The following is a 23,465-nucleotide window of genomic DNA, read 5'->3' as shown; positions in this document are numbered from 1 at the left end:
CTATGTTCAAGCAACTAACGGTACTGGCGGTACTGATGGCGCCTGTGCTGATGGGCGAACGGGCGCTGGCGTTCCAGGAGCGCCACACGTTTGATGTGTCGGTGACCATCCCGATCCATGAAGCCTATGTGCTGCCCTCCGAGCCCGACTGGATGGGGCAGGACCAGGTGCTGGCCTGGGACCTGGCGACTGCCCGGCTGGGACGCCTGCGCAAGAACTTCGACGTGAAGAACATCAATGGCGGGGTGGCCGCGCGCCTGGGGGATACGCCTTACCTGTTGAGTGGCCGCAACCGTATCGAACTGCAGGTGTTGTTCAACCGGGTGCCGCTGACGCTGGATTCGACCCTGGTCCTCAGCGCCGACGAGGCACGTGCCGGCCGCCGCGCCGAGCTGGAAATTGCCGCCATCGAACCGGCGGACGGTTACAAGGGCGGCGAGTATTACGGCACGGTGCACCTGTTGTTTGATTTTCCGGCGCCTTGATCAAGTCCGGTTCCTGCGGAGCCCCGCGCGGTTCAAGGCCTCGCGGGTCAGGTCCCGCAGCCACTGTGTGTGACGGTAGCCCAACTCGTTGAGTGTCGTATCGAACAGGGTTGAGCTCATGGGATCACCGGATAACACGCTGCTTTCGTCCAGCTCCAGCGCCTGTGCCAAGCTGCGCAGTTTTTCCCGCCGGGGTTCCTGATCGGCCTCGGGCAGGTCCTGCGAGCCTGCGTATTGCTGTTGCAGCGCTTGCAGTTCGTCGAGTTGAGCATATTTCAGGTCGAAGGCGGTGTCATTGTTCCATTTGGCGGTGGGGTTGTGCTGCTCAAGGTAACGCTCCCAGCCGTTGTCCAGCAGCATCTGATTCACCAGCCCGTCACCTTCTTCAAGCCTGGCGACTGCGTTGGCAACTTTCTCGATCTGTTCCGGTGTCACGTCAGCCAGGGTACGATAGGTCATATGGGTAGATAACCACGGTAGGTCCAGTCGGTCTGCCAGTGTGCTGCGATAGGCCAGATGAATGCCGGCCTCATCGACCTCTCCATGCTCGCCGTCGACGACCTGCGACCATAGCCGCTGCCCCTTCCCCCCCTGTTCTTTGGGTTTGAGGCGCTGGGCGATATCTTCACCAATGGCTTTGCCCATGTAAGCATCGCGCGCGGCTCCACGGGCCAGTACCACCAGCCTGGCCTCCAGTTCCTGTGGCGATGTGCTGGTCCGATAGGCTTCGCTGGCGAGTACTTCGATGCCCAGTTTCTGAAAGATCAGCGCGCCCGCATCGGGGCACAATCCAGGGTAGCGGGTATCCTTGAACACGCGGTCGCGTAATTCGCTGTCGGCTTCCACTGCTCTGAGCAGGCGCCAGACTCTCTGGCTCAGTTCAGGGTGATTGCTCTGGTAGGCCAAGCGGTCCTCCTCGGCTTGAAACGCATCCGGCTCCTCAAGGGACTTGATCACTTCAAACAAGCCCTGGGAGCCCGGCTCTTTTTCAATCTCATCCCAGAGTTGCCGGTGGCGTTCAACCTCTTCAGTCTTGATGTAGGTGAGCCAGGGCGTGCTCTCGCCTTTGGGGGCGTAGAAGCGCAGCGGGTCCAACCCCACGGACTCGCGGTATTCGGCGAGCAAGTCTTGAAAGTCCGAGGTGAGCTTGCCCTGGTCCAGGCGTGTACGAGCAATGATGTCGGCATCATCCGAGCCTGGCGCCACATGGGGTAACTGGGTGATCGGGTTCTCGCTCAGGTCCAATTGGAACCCCCGTGGCCGGGATTGGCCCACCAGCCCGGCAGGCCAATCCTTGATGTGTGTGTCGCGCAGGTTCAGCAAGGTCAAGTTTGGCATCTGGCTGATATCCGGCGGTTGCCCCAATGGGTTGCCGGCCATCTCAAGCTGTTTGAGGCGTTTGAGCCGCTTTAGCGTGGCAATGGCCGAGTCATCCAGCACCAGAGCATTTTTTTCCAAGTGCAATCGCCGCAGGCGTTTGAGGTTGCCGAGAGTCTCGGGTAACTGGGTGATGCGGTTATGGCTCAGGTCGAGGTCGCGCAGATGAGGGAAGTTGTTCAGGAAGGCGGCGTGACTGTCTGCAAAATCGCAACCGCGCAGGTCCACGTCGCTGATGTGGTTCAGCGGCACGCTAAGGGTAGGTAGCTCATCGGGCATGTTGGTGTTGAATAAATCGAGGGCGATGCCACCTCGGTGTTCGAAACTCTCGTCCAGGTGAACAGTCAGGCCATTGCTCCAGCCGTCGTAAAGACGGATTGCTACTACGGCCCGACGCTTGCGTGCTTCTGACTCCAATGGTGTGCCTTCCCAGCGGGTCGGGCCTTTGATGTAGGTATCGAGCTGATGGAATAACTGTTGTTTTTGTGCCTCCATTTGCGTCAGCGTTTGCTCGCCTTCAATTGTTCCCAGCGTGTTTGATAAGCGTCGAATACCCTCTCTGCTCATGGCGGGAAGTAGCTGTTTGATGCGCTCCTCAATGGTTTTTGGTTGCATGTCGTAGCTGTCGGTGCGGCTCATTTTGCACGATGCGCCTCCACCCAGAAGTACCTCGACCTCTGGGGCGGGCTGCCTGCTCACAGGCGGTTCGGCCAACGCCTGGCGTCGCTCGGACGGTGTCTGATTGTGCTCGATCACCCATTGCCTGAACCGTTCACCTTCGCCGACGGCATAGGGCGGGGTGCGCTGCGGAACCTGCGCCAGGGTCCAGAGCACAGACTCGTACAGATCGGCTGTGTGATTCAGCGACTTGGGTTCGGCATCGAATACTTCATAAGCCCCTTGAGCGTTACGCACCAGGGTACGCACCTGGGGTGCATCGTGTTCACCGACGCTACAGCGCAGGGACCCAGTGGGGCTGTTGTCACGTATATCGATTTTCAGGCCGCTGAATGAGTCGCTATGCAAACGCAGGGTATTGAGTACCAACCGTTCGCTTTGCGCTGACGGTTGCAGGGGAGGGTAAAGCCCTTCGACTGCACGGCAGGCCTTGTTGTCGAAGGACAGTTCTCGAGCCAGGCCCTTGAGGCGCAAGGGCAGGCGCTGTTCGTCCGTCATTGCCTTTAATTCTTCAGGCCATGCCTGTTTGAGCAAGGCGTTGGCGCTGCTCAGCGGCAGCTCGGGAAAGGTCTGGCGTAGCAGGGCTATGTGCGGATCGCTGCTGGCTTGGCCCAATTGATAGTGACTGCTGGCAATGTGGCCGCCAAAGCCATCGACGTAACTGGCTAATTTGTCGCGCAGTGCCTGGGCCCGTTGTGCCTTGGGCAAGGTTTCGCCCAGCAGCGTATTGACCTGCTGTTCTTCGAGAAAACCCAGCACACGCTCCGGCAGTTTGGCCGCCATCACGTCGGCCAGGCTGATGGTCAGGGTATTGGCCGGCAGGGCGGTGGCATCGCCATACTTGCGCGAGTCGCCGCTCAGGTCGCTGTTGTGAAACACCTCCAGGGCTTTGCTTGGCGGCCAGCCGGGGAGTTCTGTGACGGCCTGTTCGAACCAGTAGGAATACGGCTCAAGTATCTGACCTGTGCGTATCCTGCCCGCCGATTCTTCGGCAAATCGGCCGGCGCGAAAGCGTTCGAGGGTATCGACCAGCAACGGCGGAGACGGTTGGTTGTGCACATACATATAGCGTAGATGGTCGGGCTCGCTGCCACTGATGATGCGGATCTGTTCGAGCTGTTCGGTGGTGAGCGTATGGGTGGCGGAGCTGATACGGCGCATCAGCGTGTGCTCGTCCCAGCTGCGCGGTTGTTCGCCTTCATGCACCCAGGCACCGTTGCCATTGAAGCGTACTTTCGGTCGGTAGGCTTGCGGCCGGTTGGGGTGCACGATCCGGTGGTGGGTCAGGTGCGGATCCGGCTTGACCTGATAGTGTTTGTCAGCATGTACCAGCCAGTGTTTTTGAGCATGCTGATACAGGCCTTGTGCGTCTGGCTCAATGCCTTTGGGCAGGCTGATGCTCTGCTGGTAAGGCGAAATATCCGGGTTCCACAAGCGTTGTTCGCCGCTGGCAAGTTCCACTGGGCGCAGGCTCTCGACGAATGGCGATAGCTTGAGGGTGAGGGTCTGGCCGACAGTTCCTGCCGCCGCCCAAGCCCCCAACTGCACCACCGCCTCCACTACCTCCATGACGTGACCGATGGCTTCCAGCCCTTTGCCCTGTGCCCAGTCAACGATGCCTTCGAACACATCGTTGGCCACCTGGTAGGCGGTGTAGGCGAGCATCAGCTCCCCCAGGAATGGCACGAATGGGGTGACCACCAGTAGCGCGGCATTAAAGATGTCCGACAGGATCTTGCTCAGGTTGTCCCACCAGGCCCAGCGTGCCATCAGGTCTGCATAGGCGGTGGTGATGGCAATTTCCCGGGTATCGTTGACGATCTTGTTGAGTTTGACCCGGTACAGGTAATGCCACAGCGTATCGGGCTCGGAGCGGCCCGAGGGCGGGCGGTTCTGGTAATCGTCAAAGATGTTTTGCACGCTGAAGTGCAACTGCGGCGTGTCCACCGCAAGGGTTTGCCAGCTGGGGCCGTTGTCGGTGCGTGCCTTTTGGTGCCACTGCACTTTGTACAGGCGGCTTTGCAATTCAGCGAAAAAATGTCCGCGTTGTTTGTGGTCGATAAATTGACTGAAGAACTGGCGGTAGGTCGCCTTGTTCGGCGTTTGGCCTGTTGCATCGAGGGGCGAGGGGTTGTCGCGCAATTGGCGCGTCAACTCGTTCATGAACGCGACCGGCGAGGCGTATTCCTTCAACGGATGCTCGGGGTCCTCGGGGATATAGGCAATCAAGCGTTCGATGTGTTTGTCGCGGCCTTGGGGCGCAGCAATCAATAGGACACCGCTCAACCGGGCATCCAGCAGGCTCAGGTTGTAGTAATCCACCGGTATGCCACCCAGGGATGGGGTGGGCTTGCCTTCGACGATATCAAAGAGCAAACGCCTCGCATCGGCTTTGATGTGCTGCTGTGCAAAGGCGATGCAGGCTGCATTTTTAAGCGAGGCTTTGTCGCAGGCAATCACTTTGAGCCGTAAGGAATCGGCCTGGACCGGATTGCTGAAGCCCAGGGTACTCAATAACCGTGTCTGGTATTGCCGGCCGATATCGAGCGAGCGGCACAGGTTTTTGAAACCCAGTGCCGTCAAGGGTTGACCACTGGTGCCGGAGGTCAGCGTCAGGATGTTTTGCTGGCCACGAGCGTCGACGCGGGACAAGAACGCATAGTCGGCAAACTGCTCACTGGCGCAGAAGTTATGCAGTGCGGCATCCAGCAACGACACGGTTCGGCTGGTCACACCTTTGTGCACCCCAATGACCCACCAGCTTTTCTTGGCGGGGGCATAAAGACGGATAAAGGTGTTTCTCACATCAATGTTGCCGTATTCCCGTAAGGCTTTTTTGAGCAGGCGCTCGGCGAATGAATACACGTCCTTCATGTATTTGAGTTGTTCATCCAAGGCGTTCCTGGCTGCCCAATGTTCGGCCATCGCTTCTCTGGGGGCAGGGTCTGCAGGCGCGTCCACAGCCTTGAGGCGGGTATAGACATAAGGGCTGGCGCCCCGCACTGCGCGAACACGTGTCAGCGTGGCAGTGCGGAGCCAATCCGGAATTGCACGCTGGATAAAGTCAAAATGAATACCCTGGCTGGCGTGGCTCGCAGCGTGTAGGTAGGGGCGTTCGAGTAACATGGTTTTGATGCCTTTAAGTGAACAGTCGGATGATCAACCCGATCTACACTAATCACCCTCACGAGGAGGGCAGGCCTACATAACCACTACATCGTCCTTGCTGCTGACGCACCGTCTGAGGTCGGTGGTGCCGGGTTGCGATGGAGGACCGATATGCCCCTCAACGCTCATGCTGAAGGATGAGCCATTGTGCAATGGGAGTGAGGGTTAAAAACCGGCGGCAACCATGGCCTCGCGGGTCAAGCGGCGGCCCAGTTCCTGTTCGTCGTAGAAACTCTTGAAAAACAGGCTCAAGTACCGTTCTTCCGTCATAGGCTCGCCGGTCAGGACTTGCTCATGGGGGACATTCAGCGCGTCTGCCAGGTCGAGCAGACGCTGCCGGAGTTGGGTACTGGTGGTCGAACTCTTGCGCTCCGGTGGCAGTTGTTCATGGGCGGCCCAAGCGTTTTGAGCCAGGCGCAAGTCGTCGATGCTTTCGCTGGCCTGTTCATGCTGGCATTTGATCTGTCGGAACGCCTCGGGACGGGTATTGAGCAAGTAGTCGCTCCAGAAATACTGCTCAAGCATCTGGTTAACCAGCCCGTCGCCTTGCTCCTCCTCGATGACCTTGTCGTAAGCATTGGCCAGCTGCCAGTCTGCGACATTGCCGGCATCGCGGTACAGCATGTGGTCCGCCAACCAAGGCAGATCCAGGCGTTCCTTCAGTCCGGTCTGGTAGGCGCTGTACACTTCGACTTCATCCAGAGTGCCCGGAACACCGTCGACGACATCGGTGGTCAGCCGCAAAGAGGGGCCTTCGCTGCCATCCTCATTGAGTGTGGGGGTGTTGAGGCGAGTCTGGATGTCTTTCCTGGCGATCTGGTTGACCTTGTCCAGCCGGGCCTTTTGCTTGGCCAGCCGTACCAGCGCATCGGTCCGGGCTTGAGGGGTAGGCTCGCGCCATGCCTCCAGCTTCATGGCTTCGATACCCATGGCGTTGAACAGCTGGGCGCCCGCATCGGCGCAGTGGGTCGGCATGGCGCTCAGGTTGAACAGCGCCGTGCGGGTTTGTTCGTCGCTGTCGGCGGCCCTTAGCAGACGCAAGACATTGGTGCGCAATTGTCTGAGGTTCTGGTTGTAGCGCAGCAGGTCGGCCGGGTCGTGGACGATGTCGGGGGTGGGTTGTCGCTGGCTTCTGATGACTTCAAAAAAACCCTGTGAGCCATGTTCCCGTTCGAGATCGTCCCAGATTTCCTGCCATCCCTGGCGTATTTCGGGTGTCAGGTGTTCGAGCCAGAATTGACTGTCCAGCTCGCCTCGGGGGGGATAGGTGCGATAAGGATCCAGACCCGCGGCGCGCCGGTAACTGACCAGTCGATCCTCGGCGTCGCGCTCCAGCTTGTTGTTGTCCAGGCGTGCGCGTGTCACCAGTTCGGCTTGCACCGAGCCGGGTTCGACGATCGGTACTTGGGTGATCGGCGTATTCAACAAATTCAGGTTGAAGTCGGGCGAGCGCGGCAGCTCGAACAGCCCTATGGGCCAATCGCGGATTTGTGTGTTGTTGAGCGCCAGTATGCGCAGCTCCGGCATGCGGCTAATGTCCGCCGGTGTGACCAGGTGTTCATTGTGCGAGAGGATCAATACCCTCAGGTGGTGCAATTGCCTGAGGTGTTCCAGGTTCTGCGCACGCCAGCGAATCGGGTTTTCGGACAGGCCCAGATGGGTGAGTCGACGCATACCGCTGAGGGCCGATGGAAAAGTCTTCAGGTGCTTGCCGGTGATATCCAGCATACGCAGGTTAGGGAAGTTGTGCAGGAACGGGCTGTCGGCGTCAGTGAAGTCGGTGCCTGCCAGGTTGAGGTTGGTGATGTGGTTCAACGCGGTGTCCAATCGAGGGAAGTTTTGCAAAAACCCGTAGATGGTTTCTCCACGCAGGTCCAGTTCGCTACCCACTCGACGCTCGCCGAAATCCGTTTCGTAGCCCTTGGACGATTGCTCCCAACTGCTTTGTATGAGCGCAGTCACTCGCTTCCTGAACAACTGCTCCGGGAGTGTTGCGCGACGTCTTTGGGTGCCGGCAGCCGGTAGGTCCTGCCAATTTTTGAGGGCGCGGAGCAGGTCTTTTTTCTGGGTTTCAAGCTCCGTGAGTAGACGCTGTCCCTCGGCCGAGTCCAGCGACAGGGCGTAGGCCGCTACATCTTCTTCGCAAAGCGTCGGATAAAGCGACTTGAGGCGCTCGTCTACGCTGGCGCGCCCCAGCCTACGGCGCAGGGCGCTGAACATTGGCTTTTGCAGCAGATGTTGGGTCTCCAGGGGGGCGACTGTGAAGACCGGCGGTTCGGCCAACACGGTGCGGCGTTCGGCGGGTGGTTGCAAGGTGCGTGTGAGCCACTGGCGCAACGCCTCGCCATCACCCGGCGCAAAACCCAGGGTGCCAGCGGGGACGGCTTGCAGCACGGCTTCATACAGGTCCCAGGTATTCTCGACGCCGGCTTTGTGAACTGCATATCGCCCTGGTGCTGTGCGTACCAGCAGCGTCTCGGTCGCTGCCTCGTCCGGACCGACATGGCAACGCAGTTGCCCGTTCGGCACTTGCTCGCGGATGCTCAGGCGCAGGTTGGCGAACGCGTCACTGTGGATTCTCAGCGCGTTGAGCAGCAGCCGTTCGGTATCGGGTGTGGGCGCGTTGCCCGGGTAGAAACCTTCGTAGGCGTGGGTGGTTCGCGCTTCGAACTGTAATTCCCGGGCCTGATGCTTGAGCCGTAGCGGCAAACGCTTCTCGTCATTCATCAACTGCACTTCCGCCGGGCGGGCCTGGTTCAGTATCACTTGGGCCAGGGTGTCGGGCAGCTCGGGGAACTGGCGTTGCAGCAGTAACCCGTGGGCGCTTTTTGACTGGCGTTTGAAACCGTACAGGTGCTCGAAGATGTCCTCCTTGCGTGTGGTTATGTAACGGCTCAGCTGTTCACGCAGGGTTTGCACCCGCGCGTCATTGTCGGCGGGCAAGGGCTTGTCGAGTAGAGCGGTAAGCTCGGTTGTGTCCAGAAAGTCTACGACTCGTGGGATTAGCCGGCCTGCCAATAACGCTTCACGGCTGATGGCCAGCGTCGATTCCTGAGTTGCCTGCATTGCGCCATGGTGCATCGGCTCGCCGCTCAGGTCGGCGGCTTCGAACACCGCGACGGCTTTATCGGCCGGCCAGCCAGGCATTCGCGTTACCATGTCGGCGGACCAATAGGCGGCTTCACCGTTGTCGGCGGAGGGTTCGCTGAGAGCGTCGATCTGCTGCCGCAGTTCCAAGCGATTCAGGGTATCGGTCAATAGCGGCGGCGGGGCCTGGTTTTCGGCGTACATATGCCTCAACGCGCCGGGTTCGGTGCCACTGATATCGTATAACTGTTGCAGGCGTGCAGGTGGCCAGGTGGCGGTGGTGGGGCTCAGGCGCTGGAGCAGTTGTGAGTCGTCCCAGGCCCTGGGTTCTTCGCCCTCCAGCACCACGGCCCCCTGACCGTTAAGCACCACCTCGGGACGATAGGCGTGCGGGCGTTGTGGGTGGATGATCCGGTGCCGGCCGGTGTCGGGTTCCTGGCTGACCTCGTAGTGCTTGTTCTCCAGGCGCAGGATTTTTTTGCCTGCGTGCGAGTGAAACCCATGGGCATCGGGTTTCGAACCGGGGGCCAGGGTTACGGCTTCTTGTTCATAGGGGCTCAAGTCCGCATTCCATAAACGGGTTTTGCCGTCAGCCAGCATCACAGGCTTCAAACCCTCGACAAAGGGGGACAGCTTAAGATGGGCCAGTTGCCCGGCGGCGCCGAACGCGATCAGTTGCACCACGTTCTCCGTCACCCCTGCCACATGTTCAATTGCCTCTATGCCCTGGCCTTCGGCCCAATCCAACAATCCTTCGAACACCTCGTCGGCGAGTTGGTAAGCGGTATAGGCCAGCATCAATTCGCCCAAAAACGGAACGAAGGGGGTCACCACTAATAGCGCCGCGTTGAGAATGTCCGAGAGGACTTTTTCTAGATTGTCCCACCAGGCCCAACGTGCCATGCGGTCGGCGTAGGCGGTTGCGATCGCCAGTTCACGGGCATCGTTGAGGATTTTATTGAGACTTTGCTGATACAGGTGCTCCCACAGTGGCGTGCGTACACGCGTCACGCTGAACTGCAGGTTGGGGTTGTCGCGGAGTGTTTCACGCCAGGTCGGCTGTGGATCGCCGGGCGCGTGTTGATGCCATTTCACCTGGCTCAAACGCGTGCCCAACTGGTTGAAAAAATGCCCCTGGTACTGATGCTCGACAAACCGGCTGAAGAATTGCTGGTAGTCGGTTTGCCGCAGTTGCCCGGTCAGTGCCTGCATGAACTCCACCGTCGAGGCATAGCGTTTGAGTGGGTGCTGCGGGTCATTCGGGATATAGGCGATCACGGGCGATGCCTGGCGACTGACTTCCAGGTCGGCGGCAATCAGTACCACGCCGGTCAAGGTGGCATCCATCAGGCTCAGGTCATGACAGTGCGCGGCCTTGCCGTCGAGCGTGAGGTTTTGCTGGCCCCTGACCAAGCCTGTGATCAACGCATGATCCAACGCCTGGATATCGCCCCTGATTAATGCCATGCGCGCAGCCACCTTGAGGGCGGCCTGCTGATTGAGCATCACCCGGGCTCGCAGCACGCCTTCGACCACCGGGGCGGTGCGGCCGAGATAGTTCTCAAGGTGCTGTTGGTACTGGGCGCCGATGTCCAGGCCGCGAACCAGCGTTTTGAACTGCTGGATCGACAGCCGGGCTTTCAGAGGGATGACATCGAAATGGCCCCGGGCGTCGGGCTGGGTGATGAATTGCGAATCGGCGGTAAACGCCTCGCTGTCGGCAAAGTTGTGCAGTGCCGCGTCCAGCAGCGACACCGTGCGGCTTTGCACACCACCGCTAAAATCCCCGACCCACCATGCCTGGTTGGCTGGGGCATAGAGCCGCAGGCAAGTGCTGCGGACATCGACGTCGAGGTTGTATTGCTGTTTCAGCGCGGCTTTCAACAACGGCTCGGCAAAGCCTTTGAGGTCGGTGACCGCGGCGAGTTTCTGGTCGACAAGGGTTTGGGTTTGCCAATGTTCGGCAATCGCGGTTTTCAATAATTGATGCTGGTGGGGCGAGGCACTTTTATACCAGGGCGCAATAGTTTTGCGGCTGGACTTCAAGGCGCTGGCGCGTGACGTCGACAGCGTTTTGACCCAGTTGGGGAGCGCGTCTCGGATGAGTGAGTAGTGTTGGCCTTTATCTTCGGGGGCAGAGGAAGCAGTCGCGGTCATGGTGGTTTTTGGGTGTAGTCAATCGGGCCCTCAGACTGGCCTGCGCCGGGGCTGTCCTGGCAGTAATTGTCTATCGTTGCCTATCAGTGCGTACTGACCACGGGCTGGCACAGCGTGTGGCTGCCTGGGTTTAGGTACGGCAGCAGAATTGGCGCCATGCCTTTGAGCACCTGCACGGGCAGCGCCGAGGTGAACTTGAAGGTTTGGGCCGAACTGCCTGGGACGAAGGCAGTGAGCGTGCCGAAGTGCCGGTCACCGATATAGAACACAAAGGTGGCAGTGCGGTTGATCGCCTTGGAACTGAGTACCCGGCCGCCGGCGCCGATGGCTTCGATACGGTTGTCACCGGTGCCGGTCTTGCCGCCCATGGCCAGCGGTGTGCCGTCGTCCAGCTTGAAACTGCCAGCCACGCGTTTGGCCGTACCGGCATCCACCACTTGGGACAAGGCCCCGCGCAGTGCTCGCGCCACTTCGAGCGGCATCACCCGTTTGCCTTCGGCGGGGTCGTTGATCACTTGGGTTTCATACGGTGTATCAGCGGCAAAGTGCAGGCTGTCGATACGCACCACCCGCGCACGCACGCCATCGTTGAGGATGATCCCCATCAATTCCGCGAGCGCCGCCGGGCGATCGCCGGAGCTGCCGATGGCCGTGGCCAGGGAGGGCACCAGATGGTCGAACGGATAGCCCACCGCCTGCCAGCGCTGATGAATATCGAGGAAGGCTTCGACCTCGAGCATGGTCCGGATACGACTGTCGCGGGCGCTCTGATGACGGCTCTTGAACAGCCAGCTGTAGACCTCCTGGCGCTCGAACTGGCTGGCTTTGACCACCTCACTGAAGGTTGCCTCGGGATGATTGAGCAGGTAGCCCATCAGCCACAGGTCCAGAGGGTGCACCTTGGCGATATAGCCCTGGTCGGGCAGGTCATAGTTGCCGGGGCCGTAAGCTTTGTAGAGATTTTGCAGGCGCTCATCGGTGAGTTTCTCATTGGTTTTGATGCCGTTCAGGTGCGCACGCACGAACAGGTCGAAGCTGCCCTGGCTGGCGTTGGGCAACAAGTAACGGTGCACGGCGGCCAGGCGGATCGGCGTGGGGCGCAGGCCGTCGAGAAAGGTGTCGAGGCGGTCCTGGGTGTCTTTCTTCTGGTATTTCTTCCAGAACTTGCGCAGGAACGTCGTGCCCTCGCGGTCGGCGAAGTCGGCAAGATATTCCTGGCGGCGCGGGTCACTGTCGTCCTTGAGCAACTCGGCGCTGTTGTTGGCGCCCGCATAGGTGCTGAAACGCACCAGGTCACGCATCAGGCGAATGAACGGCAGGTTGATCGACTCGCGCAGGGCGTCGCGCAGGGTCGGGCTGCGGCCGTTGTCTTCGTTGCGAAAATTGTGGAAGCGATGCATACCGCCGCCGGTGAAAAAACCTTCGTTGGGGCTGGCCGAGTAAGTGCGGTCGAGGGCGGCGTCGAGCATGTTGGCCAAGGATTTATCCGGTGTCTGGATCAGATAGTCGACGGCCCAGCGGCTGATGCGGTCCTGTTCGGCGATGTCGACTTTCTTCAGTGCGGCGCTCGTTTGGGTGGCGTACTTGTCGTGCAGCTCGGTGATGATTTGCAGGTAGGTGGTCAGCACTCGCAGCTTGGCCGTCGAGCCTAGCTCGAGTTTGCTGCCTTCGTTGATATCGAAGGGCTGGTCGGTATTGTCGGTTTGTACACGTACCCGTGAGCCGTCCGGTGTCAGCTCGAACAGGGTGAAGCTGTAACGTACTTGCGCGGTACTGGTTGGGGTCAGCAGGCGATCGCCGAGCAGGCCGACCTGGCGTGCGTAGTCCGGCTCGGCGAGGCGTTTGAGGTAATCGCTGACCTGGGCCTGCAACGGCGCTTGCAGAGTGCTGGTGGCCGAGAGATCGAGGCGGTCCAGATCGTACAGGGGGCGGTCGAGCAGGGCGGCGAGGCGGGCGCGGGCCATGCTGATGCCTTTGGTCGTCTCGATGGGTTGCATTGTAGGTTGTTGCACCCAGTCGCGATAACTGACCTTGGACGTCAGTGCTGCCTGCAACAGCGCAGGGGCAATCACACCGTTGTGGGCCAGCAGCCGCAGATGGCTATCGGTGAGTTGGGCCAGCTCTTCACGACCTTTGGCCAGGTAGTGAGAAGGGCGGCGCTGGGCAATGATCAACGACAACACCTGACGCAGGGCCAGACCTTGCTCGCTATTCACCGGGCCGACCAGCGCCTGGTTGACCTGGTTGAAGTCGGCGCCGTACCACACTCGCAGCCCCTCGGCCAAGCCGTGCACTTCTCCATGGCCGGGCACTGCCGACAGCGGCACGCTGTTGAGGTAGTCACGCAGGATATTCTGCCGCGCTGGTAAGGTTTGTGGCCCATTGCGATAGGCCCGCACGGCGGCAGAAAACATCTGTCGCAATTTCTCGGTGCCCGACACGGTCAGGCCATCCGGAGAGTGGCGGTATTTTTCCAGCTGCGTGGCCAAGGTGCTGCCGCCGGCACTCTGTCCCGGCAGATGCAGCGCCTTTGCCACTTGCGACCACGCGGCGTTGGCAAAGCGCGGCCAGTCAACGGCAGGGTTCGCCTGGGGTTGACTGGGGTCGAGCAAGTCGCGGTTTTCAATGAACAGCAGGCTGCTGATCACCAGAGGCGGAATGGCGTCGAAGCTCTCATACAACTGTTGCGGGTACTTGTACTGGTAGAGCGGCACGGCTCGGCAATCGGTGATGGACAGCCCGGCCTGGATCTTTTCCGTGTAGGGCACGAACAGGCCCTTGGTGCTGTAGTCCATCAATTGCGGCGAAAAGCGTGCCTGGGCCTCGATTACATAGCCGCGTTTGAGCAAGCGCGGCAGGAAGGTGCCGAGGTCGCTGTAACCCAGGCGCCGGTCGAAAGGGCCGGCACCGGGATAGGCGATGGCATCGCTGGGGCCGGGTTGTACCTGGTAGGTGAGGGTACGGGCCAGGCGGCTGAGTTCCTGGGCCTGCAGGCGTGACGTGCGCATCTCTTTGGTGGCGGCAAACCCCAAGGCCACCAGCGCCATCAGCACGATCAACCAGAACAGCCGCCGTACATAACGGGGCTGGGGTTTATTTTTAGGTAAAGGCGCTGGGTCCGGACTGCCTTGTAGTTTCGCAGCCTTGCTTGATTCGGTTTGCCACAGTGCGCCCATAGTCGATTGACCCCTGCACGCAGATTGATCGGACTTGCCTGAAGCTTAGTCGCGGGTAGCCGGTTGGGGAAAAAATGTGTTCATGGCATCGGATATTTAATGCTGGTCTCCAGTATGTTCAGCCAGGTCGGGTCATTGGCCGGTGCCCAGCGACGGCTCACGCCATCATGGAAAAACACCATCTTGTCCTCCAGGTACCAGACGGTCATTTTTATCTTCAGTTGCCGTATATAGTCCTGCGCCGGACACGTAATGGATGCCCAGGGGTCGCAGATAGACAGGTTCGCCCAGTCGGCGCCCTGGAAATCCAGGGTCTGGGTCAAGCCCGCAGGGACCGTACCGACCACCACAAAGGTATGACCCCGGCAGTACCACACGTGAGCGACGCCACCATTGGTTCGGATCATTTCACATGCCACATGGGCCATCTGGTCACAATTGCCCGCACCGGTCTTGAGAATGACCTCGGTGTAGTTCGGGTGGCCGATCTTGCTGTATTCCCACATCACAACGGGTTCAGCTTCTTGCAGTCGCAGGATTTCAGCCGGGGTCGCCCCGACGACGTTGTTTGATCTCAGGCCGGTTCTATCCACCACTGCCTGGGTGCTGACGTTGGCTTGCTCTGCGAGGTATTTGTTGAGCGGGCTACCCGTGGCGGAGCTGGGTGGCCAGATGTCCAGTTGCACCGGCCGCGAGACCACATTGATATCCAGGCGCCTTCCCTCGTCCGAGGCGTTAAGCAGCAGTTCCCGCTGCTTGATGACCCTCAGGGTGCTGGCCTTTTTGCGGATATTTTCGATTTTTTTCGGCAAAAACCCGCGCTTGCTCAACTGTCGGTACAGGATTTCGAGGGTCGGCAGTGTGACCAGCGGTTGGTCGGGAATCATCCCGCCGGCTTGCAAGAACTGCATTTTGGTGTCGCAGTAGGCCCTGATCAGCGCTGTATCGTCGCCGCCTTGGCTGAAATCCAATTGCTGGAATTGCAAGGTGTCGGCGCCGCTGGGCGTTGCGTTTGTCCGGTAAAAAACACCCACATCGGGCTCGGCCACCCAGTAAGGTGTTGTCGTGTTGGGTAGGGTGATCTCCAGCGCCCGAAGGGTTCTGCGGTCATTGATGAGGTTCACCAGCCCATCGATTTCAACGACTTGGGTTTTACGGGTGAGCAGGTTGTCCAGGTCGTCTTCGGGCAAGCCGAACTGCGGCTCGCTGTCAATGCGCCTGCCGCTGACCTGCTGTTGGTAGATCAACGCTGAAGGTTGGGGGTGAGGGGTCAGCTCGAAGCCGTCGAAGTCCGGGGTGACATCATGCACGTTTCGGTAATAAACCAACTGGCGTTTGTTGCCGCCGATCATCGGCGCCGGCTGGATGCGAATATGGTCGAGCGCCTGGACTCGACGTTTATGAATCGAATCCTTAAAGGCGTACAGCCTTTTGGTGAAACAGATGAGGGGCACCCCCGGGCTGCGCTTTGCTCTGCCGACGGGGCAGACCGAGTCGAAGTGGTCGGTGAGCTTGGCATGGGCCGCTGAGGTGAGTTCGTCCAGCTGGCTGGGGTGTTTATGGGACAAACGCCAGACGCGGCCTTGGTCCAACAAGTCGGTCGCGTCGACGCGTTGAATGAGCAAGGGCGCCGTGTCAAAAAAGGGCTCTACAACGAGCACCTTGTAGCCGTCGGCGAAGCTGACCGGTGTGACGGCCATCGTGGTGTCCAGTTGCAAACCTTCCAGCGCGGGACCGTACGGCCTTGCACTGAAGGGGTCAAAGGCATGCCAGGCGTTGGCGCGCCTGATCGCCAACAGAGGCGTCAGCCCCTCAGGGTGCATCAGAACGCCAGGCCTGACGTCGGCGCGGTTGATCAGCCGGGCGTAATCCATCGGCGTCCCATGGGCCAGACGTTGCTGGGCATGACGCAGTGCGCCCGCCAGTGCCCGCTGGCCTGAGTGGTTTAACCTGGCCAGGCCATAGGCCGTCAGGCGCACCAACGATGGCACCGCCTCCAGTGGGTTGAGCAACTCATTGATAAAGGTGGCGCTGAGTCTGGTCAGTTGCAGCAGTTTCAAGTAGGCCGGTGCGGGCTTGATCAGGCGGCCCCAGCCGCTGGTAATGAAGCCTTTGGTCGGCATGATCAGGCCAAGCATGTCGAAGAAACAGCCCAGTGTGCCATCGAGCACGCGTTTGATTTCCCCGGAGGCGAGGTCATGGCCGCAGGTCCAGAAGGGTATGAAGCCCAGCAGCGCCTCTAACAACTGCTCGCTGTTTTTTTTTCGCTCTTCAAGGGTGGTCAAGCCTTTGGCCTGGGCCACCCAGGTATCGATATCGATGAAAAAGTGGTGATTGACGATGGTGCTCGCCAATGTGAGGTTTCTTGGCGAGTCGAACACCAGCGGACTAGCAATGGCCGGGAGCCCCTCGAAATGCCAGAGTTGATCCACGATAACGGTGCAATACCTTCCAGATGTGGGTGGGGTGCCTTTGAAGTAGGCATCCTCATCAATGGCCAGGCGACTGCCCTCATGCAAATACGCGATCGGTCGTGTGCTGTGGGGGGAACCGGTGGTGACTTTGAGCGGGCGGCCTCCCAGTTCCAGGATGGCGGGAAGGCGGGTGTTTTGTTGCACTTGATTGAGCAGGGGAAACAGTTCGTAGTCATGGACGGTGTTGACTGCCGTACTACGCAGGATGAAGCCGAACCGGCCGGTACGGGCCATTTTCTCTCCGGGCCCTTCCTCGATCTGCGGCTTGCTGGCTGCTTGCCTCACCACGAGCAGTTGTACCGCCCCCTCGTGCAAGCGCTTGCGGTCGGCCAGTGGTAACTGCGACAGCAGGTAACTGATCGCTCGGATAAACGCCTCCTTGAGTCTTTGCGTGTAAGCACCAGCGGCCTCGCTGAACAGCGCGTTGACATCGCGCAACTGGCCAAAGTTTTTTTTCAGCAGGGCGAGGTCGAGTTCGGGGTCGGTTGAGCGCCATTTATCGTCAATGGGTTGCAGGTGGCCGCCCATATGCAGATCCGCCAACGACTGAAGCTTTACGCCCGTGGTCGGTCTGTAGGAGGGGAGCCGAAAGGGGCCTTGTCCTTCTTGCAGGCATTTTTTCTTCAGCCAGCGGTGGTTGGGGAAGACGCGTTTAAGGTCCCTCAAGGCCAGGCTGCGGCGCGTGATGAGCCTGCTGCGCAAGGTTTCGGCTGCGTCGTGCAAAGTCTTTATACGGGCCTTCAGGCGCTCTTTGATGGCGTCGAGTTCATCGGTTCGATAGGTCTGTGCAGGTCGCAGTTCGCCGTGGACGATTGCCCAGTCGATCAGAGTGGCGGTGGCGTAATGCTCGCGCCACAAGCGTTCCTGGTCCGTCGCCGGCTCCTGGATGGCAAGCACGATGATGTCGCTGAACGCCAGCTGTCGTGTTGACCCGCAGGCGAGCTCTTCTGCCAGCATCACGCCTTGTTTGAACAGCATCCAGGCGTGGGAAGTCATGAAGTACAGCGAATCAGGGATGCCTTGCACCAAAAACTCCGGTGCGACACCCGCCAGCAACAGGTGTGCGGCCAACCCTGTGGTTTGAGGAGTAGCAACACCGGCCGCAATCAGGTGCAGCTCAAGTGAGCGGCGCAGGTCTGCATAACGATGCCCATGGTAATCGCTGTGGTTCAGGTTCAGACCGGCAAGGGTGTATCGCGCTTGTGCGGCCTGCGGGTCGAGACTGAGGATCAGCGCGGCAAGGACCAATGCGTCTCGACTGGCGTTGTTGGTCGTTTCACCGGGGGCGTGTCCAAACCAGCCCACGGCGCCGAGCAATGAGTCGGCCAGCTTCTGCGCACGGGGAGCGGCAAGCAGTTGTTGCAGTTGTTCATCCGGTGGCCCGGGCGGCAGACCGGCGGCCAGCAGGTTGAACAAACCGGAGCTGGGTTGTGGGACAAACGTGGCGCTGATATGGATCACCTTGGCGCGTTGTTCGGTTGAAAGGGTCAGCGCACCCGGTAGTGGCATACCCAGGGCTTCCCAGTAATTGCCCTGCTGGGGGCTAGCGAGCCGGGTGGTTTCGAGGCGTTGTCGATATTGGCGCAAGGCGACGTCGGAATGCGCCAGATCACTCACGGGCGGCACCGGCACCGGTTCGCTGCGCTGCAGTTGTTCCATCAGCTCCCAGGCCGCCTCGCGATTATCCGGCAACGGCAGGTCGTGCAAGCTGAGCAACTGGGCGAGGCTGAATTGGCCGTCCTGATGGACGAACAGGTTCATGGCCGCAGCGCAGGCTTGCAAGCGTTCAAGGCGATCGCCCAGCGGCAGCTGCGACAGTTGTTCATGGCTGATGTCTACCCGTTGACCCCAGGGGCCGGCGCCTCTGATCGAGTGTTGCTGGTGGTCAAATTCGTACAGGCCTTGGGTCAGTGCATCGGGGCGAGTCAAGGCGAGAAACTGCGGATGCTCAGTGATCTCCCCGAGTAACGTTGCGGCGGTCTGCATGGTCACGGCCCAGAACGAGCCGCCAGCCAGCGGGAAACGGCAGCGGTACACACTCAACAGGTTGAATGTGTGTTCGTTCAGGTCGTCTTCGATGATCTGTGCATGCAGTGCATTGGCTGCCGCGTGCAGATCCTGATTCAGTCGCTCGAACGCGTCCGCGAGCGCAGGTTCGGTCCTACCCAGTGCGTCAATCAGCACGCCGCGTTGGGCAAGCGTAGTCGGTTGGGGGTAGCCGTGGAACCGCAGCACCTGACGGGCGCTCAGTGACAGGTTTGCGGCAGGGTAGGCCAGGCCGATGGCATCCGGGTCGATGATCAGGGCGATGGCCCGAATGGGCGGCGCGAGCTGCTGCCAGCCGCTGGCGTCCTCATAGGTGAAGGTGGCACCGTTGGCATACAGAGTGCCGTTGCGCACGTTCACTTCCATCGGGTTGAAACGCCGCTGCCCGGCCCAGGCCACGAAAGAGGGGTGGCCGAGGGCTTGGCGATAGAGCACAAGCCAGCAGCCGAGTGCGCAGTGGGTCGGCACCGGGAGTGAGTCTGCGGCAGCGTAGGGTTCGGTCTTGAGGTGTGCAATTAGGGTGTCCAGCATTTGCCGATCGCCGTCCTGACGCTGGGATGGAGTCGGCTGCTCATGCCGGGTGGTCAATTCAGTCATCCATGAAGTCTCGTTGAAGGTAATGACAGAGCGTGCCGGTTGCGGGCGCAGTCTTCACCGGGACCTTTCGCCTTTTTCCATGGTTTGTATCGCTATGGCGTGAAAGCCTTGAGATAGAGCCCCTCGCAGTGACCATTGGGCGATGGTAGGGGCATGACGATGCACCCTGGCTGTGCAATACTCGCCGCCGTTTCGCCCCGTGGCCTTTCACGCGGGATCAGCTAATGCCCCTCCATAAACCGGCTTTTTCCCGCGAGGTACCGCTGAAATTGGCGTGTTTTATAGTGAAAGGCCCTGTGTCGAGGTTTTTATACTGCACGGCCCGCTGATCTTGCCCGGCAAGAAGGGTCCGTCCATGAGGCGGCCCCGGTTTCGACAAGGGCACAGGCTTACCGGCCTGCACCCCGCAAACTCGACGGACAATCCAATAACAAAATGAGGTTGTACCTTTATGCCAGTCGGCAACCCACTGCCCCATGGCGAGACCGCTCAAGGCGGCCCGCTCAAACGCGAACTCGGTGAACGGCATATTCGCCTGATGGCCCTTGGCGCCTGTATCGGTGTCGGCCTGTTCCTTGGTTCGGCCAAGGCCATTGAAATGGCCGGCCCGGCGATCATGCTCTCGTACATCATTGGCGGCCTGGCGATCCTGGTGATCATGCGTGCCCTCGGCGAAATGGCGGTGCACAACCCTGTCGCCGGCTCGTTCAGTCGTTACGCCCAAGACTATCTCGGCCCCTTGGCGGGCTTTCTCACCGGCTGGAACTATTGGTTCCTGTGGCTGGTGACCTGCGTGGCGGAAATCACCGCCGTGGCCGTGTACATGGGCGTCTGGTTTCCCGACACCCCACGCTGGATCTGGGCCCTGGCGGCGTTGATCAGCATGGGCACGATCAACCTGATCGCGGTCAAGGCGTTCGGTGAGTTCGAGTTCTGGTTCGCGCTGATCAAGATCGTCACCATCATTGCCATGGTCATCGGCGGCGTCGGCATCATCGCGTTTGGTTTTGGCAATGACGGCGTGGCGCTGGGCATTTCCAACCTGTGGGCCCACGGCGGCTTTATGCCCAATGGCATCACGGGAGTGTTGATGTCCTTGCAGATGGTGATGTTCGCCTACCTGGGCGTGGAGATGATCGGCCTGACCGCTGGTGAAGCGAAGAACCCGCAGAAGACCATTCCCAGTGCCATCGGCTCGGTGTTCTGGCGCATCCTGCTGTTCTACGTGGGGGCGTTGTTTGTGATCCTGTCGATCTACCCATGGAATGAAATCGGCACCCAGGGCAGCCCATTCGTGATGACCTTCGAGCGTCTGGGTATCAAGACCGCTGCGGGCATCATCAACTTCGTGGTGATCACCGCCGCGCTGTCGTCCTGCAACGGCGGCATCTTCAGCACCGGGCGTATGCTCTACAGCCTGGCGCAGAACGGCCAGGCACCTGCCACCTTCGGCACCACGTCGAGCAACGGCGTACCGCGCAAGGCGTTGCTGTTGTCGATCTTCGTACTGTTGCTGGGTGTGCTGCTCAATTACATGGTCCCGGAAAAAGTCTTTGTGTGGGTCACTTCCATTGCCACGTTCGGCGCGATCTGGACCTGGCTGATGATCCTGCTGGCCCAGCTCAAGTTCCGCAAAAGTCTGAGCCCGGCCGAGGCGGCTAGCCTCAAGTACCGCATGTGGTTGTACCCGGTCAGTTCCTACCTGGCGCTGGCGTTCCTGGTGATGGTGGTGGGGCTGATGGCGTACTTCCCCGATACCCGTGTGGCACTGTATGTGGGCCCGGTGTTCCTGGTGGTGTTGACCGTGCTGTTCTACGTGTTCAGGTTGCAGCCAAAGACCGTCGCTCAAGGGACGGTGCGTTCCGCGTCCTGATGTGTGTCTTGTGACAAAAAGCCCCACCCCGCTCTACCGCGGGGTGGGGCTTTTGACCGCCGTATTCTCTGCACGATCCTCTATTTGCGGTGAGGTGCTTGCCGCCCCTGGGGCCTGATATCGCGAGCACTGTGGCTGTGTATAACGCGGGGCATCCGGTTACGCGCGTTATCGCTTTGCCCTTATCTATCTACCCCTCCAACGATAATTCATTCCCTAGGCTGGCTGCTTCGACAGCAACCTTTGAAGAGTGACTTCATGCCTGAAAGAAACCCTCTGCTACTGCCCTACGACTTGCCACCGTTCTCTGCCATCAGAGCAGAACACTTGGTTCCCGCCATTGAGCAAATCATCGCTGATAGCCGCAACACCACCGCCACGATCATTGCCAGCCAGTCGTTATTCCCCACGTGGGACGACCTGGTGCAAGCAGTGGAAGAGCTGGAGGCACGCCTGGACGGCTTGCTCAAAATCATTGAGTTGCTTGACTCCGTTCCCCAGGAGCCGACATGGAAGCTGGCATCACATCGCAGTTATGAGCTTGCAAGGCAGTACTGCGCCGAGCTGGCCGCGAACAATGATCTGTACCAGCTTCACCGACAACTTGCCGATAGCCCGCCCGCAGCCCTTTTCAATCAACAGCGCCACAGTGCATTGCATAAAATACTGCGCAAGTACCAGTTGGCGGGTCTTGATCTTTCGCCTGAGAATCAACGACGGCTCAAAACGTTGAACCTGCAAATCGAGGAGTTCAGCCAAGAGTTCCTGCGGCGTGTGAAAGACTCCGGCGACGCATGGCGTAAGCACATTCAAGATAAGGCGATGCTCAGTGGGTTGCCTGGCGCGACCCTGGCACGCATGGAGGCTGCGGCTCGGGACGCAGGCCTGGATGGCTGGTTATTAACCCTTTCCGAGCAGTCCTTTCAGGAGGTGATGAGCTACGCCGACCATCGAGCCTTGCGCCAGGAAATGATGGTGGCTTACTACAGCCGTGCCGTGAGCACCGGTCGCGACGACATTGCCACCGACAATGAACCGGTTCTGACAGTGTTGCTCGACAGCCGTCACCAGAAAGCACAATTGCTCGGCTATGACAACTTTGCCGAACTGGCGTTGGTGGAGCAAATGGCGCAGACGACCGATGAGGTCACTGCATTTCTTTATCAGCAGATTGATCGGGCACGCACGACATTTGCCCATGAGGCACAACAACTGCAACGCTATGCCGCGCAACGTGGAATCGATGCGCTCGAACCCTGGGATTACAACTATTATGCGGAAAAGATTCGCCAGGACGTGGCGGGTGTCTCCCAAGACGCCGTGCGCAAATACTTCCCACTGGAAACGGTGCTGCAACGCTTGTGCGCGTTCACCAAAACGCTGTTCGGCGTTGAGCTGATTGAACAAACCACCGTCGATACCTGGCACCCGGATGTGCGGGTATTCGAACTCAGGGAGTACGCCGAGCCCATTGGGTATTTGTTCATTGACCCTTATCGCCGCATGGCGGGCGGCGAGATTGGCGCCGCCTCAGGTTTGCGCAATCACCGGATGACCGCCGAGGGGCGTCCACAACGGCCTATAGCCGTGCTGCGCAGCCAGTTGCCGCGACCGACAGCGACCCAGCCTTGCTTGCTGGATCACTTGCAATTGAGGGTCTTATTGCATGAATTCGGCCACTGCCTGCAGCACCTGTTGACCGCCGCCCCCTACCGGGCGATTTCCGGTATGGGCCAATTAGGCCATGATACGACGGAGTTTTTCGGCCAGGTGCTGGAGCAATTCTGCTTTACTGCGTCGTTCCTGGTCTGGCTATCCGGCCATTTCCAGACAGGAGATCCCTTGCCTGACGATATGGCCACTCAAATGAGCCGATTTGCTCACACCCAGACCAGTCAGGAAACCGCCAGTATTTTGCTCACGGGTCTCGTCGACTTTGAGCTGCACCGTACCTACGGCGACGGGCGTACACCTCATGAGGTTTTCACCCATGCCAACAGTGAAATCGGGCATTTGCAGTGGCCTGATGGCACCCGCCCGATCAACAGTTTCGAACAACCGATGGGTAGCTATGGGGCCAAGATGTATTCCTACAAGTGGTTTGGTGTCTTGGCCCGCCAGGCTTTTGAACAGTTTGAGCGTGATGGCCTGTTCAACCCGGAGACCGGGAAAGCCTTCCGAGACGCGTTCATTACTGAGGGCGATACCGGTACGCTGTCGAGCGCACTTGCGCTTTTTCGGGGGGACGGCGTGGGATGTGTCGGGCATTCCACCGGGGCATGAAGCGCTGGTGCATATGTAGCCCCTCGGCTGAAACTTGAAACGCCAGAGTGATCTTCAGCAGCCA

At 59.7% G+C, this 23,465-nt stretch carries 7 protein-coding genes; 3 read left to right on the top strand and 4 right to left on the bottom strand.

The window, feature by feature from the left end; all coding sequences use genetic code 11:
* Positions 1-2 precede the first annotated feature (2 nt).
* Positions 3-485 carry a CS1 type fimbrial major subunit gene (locus tag JH25_RS18415; protein WP_032881089.1) on the top strand — a complete coding sequence of 161 codons (483 nt, stop codon included), beginning with the start codon at positions 3-5 and terminating at the stop codon, positions 483-485.
* Here the strand turns inward: JH25_RS18415 and JH25_RS18420 are convergent, their stop codons facing one another.
* The 4 genes from JH25_RS18420 to JH25_RS0127010 form a co-directional block, all read right to left on the bottom strand.
* Positions 486-5,666: a dermonecrotic toxin domain-containing protein gene (locus JH25_RS18420; protein WP_032877585.1), complete on the bottom strand. Its 5,181-nt coding sequence runs from the start codon at positions 5,664-5,666 to the stop codon at positions 486-488.
* Between the two features lie 207 nt (positions 5,667-5,873).
* Positions 5,874-10,952: a dermonecrotic toxin domain-containing protein gene (locus JH25_RS18425; RefSeq protein WP_032877583.1), complete on the bottom strand. Its 5,079-nt coding sequence runs from the start codon at positions 10,950-10,952 to the stop codon at positions 5,874-5,876.
* A gap of 83 nt (positions 10,953-11,035) precedes the next feature.
* Positions 11,036-14,128, bottom strand: coding sequence for a transglycosylase domain-containing protein (locus JH25_RS18430; RefSeq protein ID WP_032877581.1), 3,093 nt, complete (start codon positions 14,126-14,128; stop codon positions 11,036-11,038).
* 80 nt (positions 14,129-14,208) lie between these two features.
* A complete protein-coding gene (locus tag JH25_RS0127010; protein ID WP_050549342.1) occupies positions 14,209-19,245 on the bottom strand; it encodes a hypothetical protein in 5,037 nt (1,678 codons plus the stop codon).
* Positions 19,246-19,696: 451 nt separating this feature from the next.
* On the opposite strand from JH25_RS0127010, the gene JH25_RS18435 reads away from it, so the two are divergent.
* Together JH25_RS18435 and JH25_RS18440 are read left to right on the top strand one after the other, a co-directional pair.
* On the top strand, positions 19,697-21,118 hold the full coding sequence (locus tag JH25_RS18435; RefSeq protein ID WP_032877579.1) for an amino acid permease: 1,422 nt from the start codon (positions 19,697-19,699) through the stop codon (positions 21,116-21,118).
* 258 nt (positions 21,119-21,376) lie between these two features.
* The gene (locus JH25_RS18440) at positions 21,377-23,401 is read left to right on the top strand and encodes a M3 family metallopeptidase (RefSeq protein ID WP_032877577.1); all 2,025 of its coding nucleotides are present in this window, start codon (positions 21,377-21,379) and stop codon (positions 23,399-23,401) included.
* The last annotated feature ends 64 nt before the right edge of the window (positions 23,402-23,465 follow it).

The organism is Pseudomonas sp. BRG-100 (assembly GCF_000737955.1).
GTDB lineage: Bacteria > Pseudomonadota > Gammaproteobacteria > Pseudomonadales > Pseudomonadaceae > Aquipseudomonas > Aquipseudomonas synxantha_A.
The sequence above is the reverse complement of the archived record's forward strand: the minus strand, read 5'-3'. Positions and strand labels throughout refer to the sequence as shown.

Bases quoted from the DNA above. Each gene is read 5' to 3' on its own strand.
- JH25_RS0127010 (WP_050549342.1), bottom strand. From the start codon at position 19,245: ATGACTGAATTGACCACCCGGCATGAGCAGCCGACTCCATCCCAGCGT.
- JH25_RS18415 (WP_032881089.1), top strand. From the start codon at position 3: ATGTTCAAGCAACTAACGGTACTGGCGGTACTGATGGCGCCTGTGCTG.
- JH25_RS18435 (WP_032877579.1), top strand. From the start codon at position 19,697: ATGCCAGTCGGCAACCCACTGCCCCATGGCGAGACCGCTCAAGGCGGC.
- JH25_RS18440 (WP_032877577.1), top strand. From the start codon at position 21,377: ATGCCTGAAAGAAACCCTCTGCTACTGCCCTACGACTTGCCACCGTTC.
- JH25_RS18425 (WP_032877583.1), bottom strand. From the start codon at position 10,952: ATGACCGCGACTGCTTCCTCTGCCCCCGAAGATAAAGGCCAACACTAC.
- JH25_RS18430 (WP_032877581.1), bottom strand. From the start codon at position 14,128: ATGGGCGCACTGTGGCAAACCGAATCAAGCAAGGCTGCGAAACTACAA.
- JH25_RS18420 (WP_032877585.1), bottom strand. From the start codon at position 5,666: ATGTTACTCGAACGCCCCTACCTACACGCTGCGAGCCACGCCAGCCAG.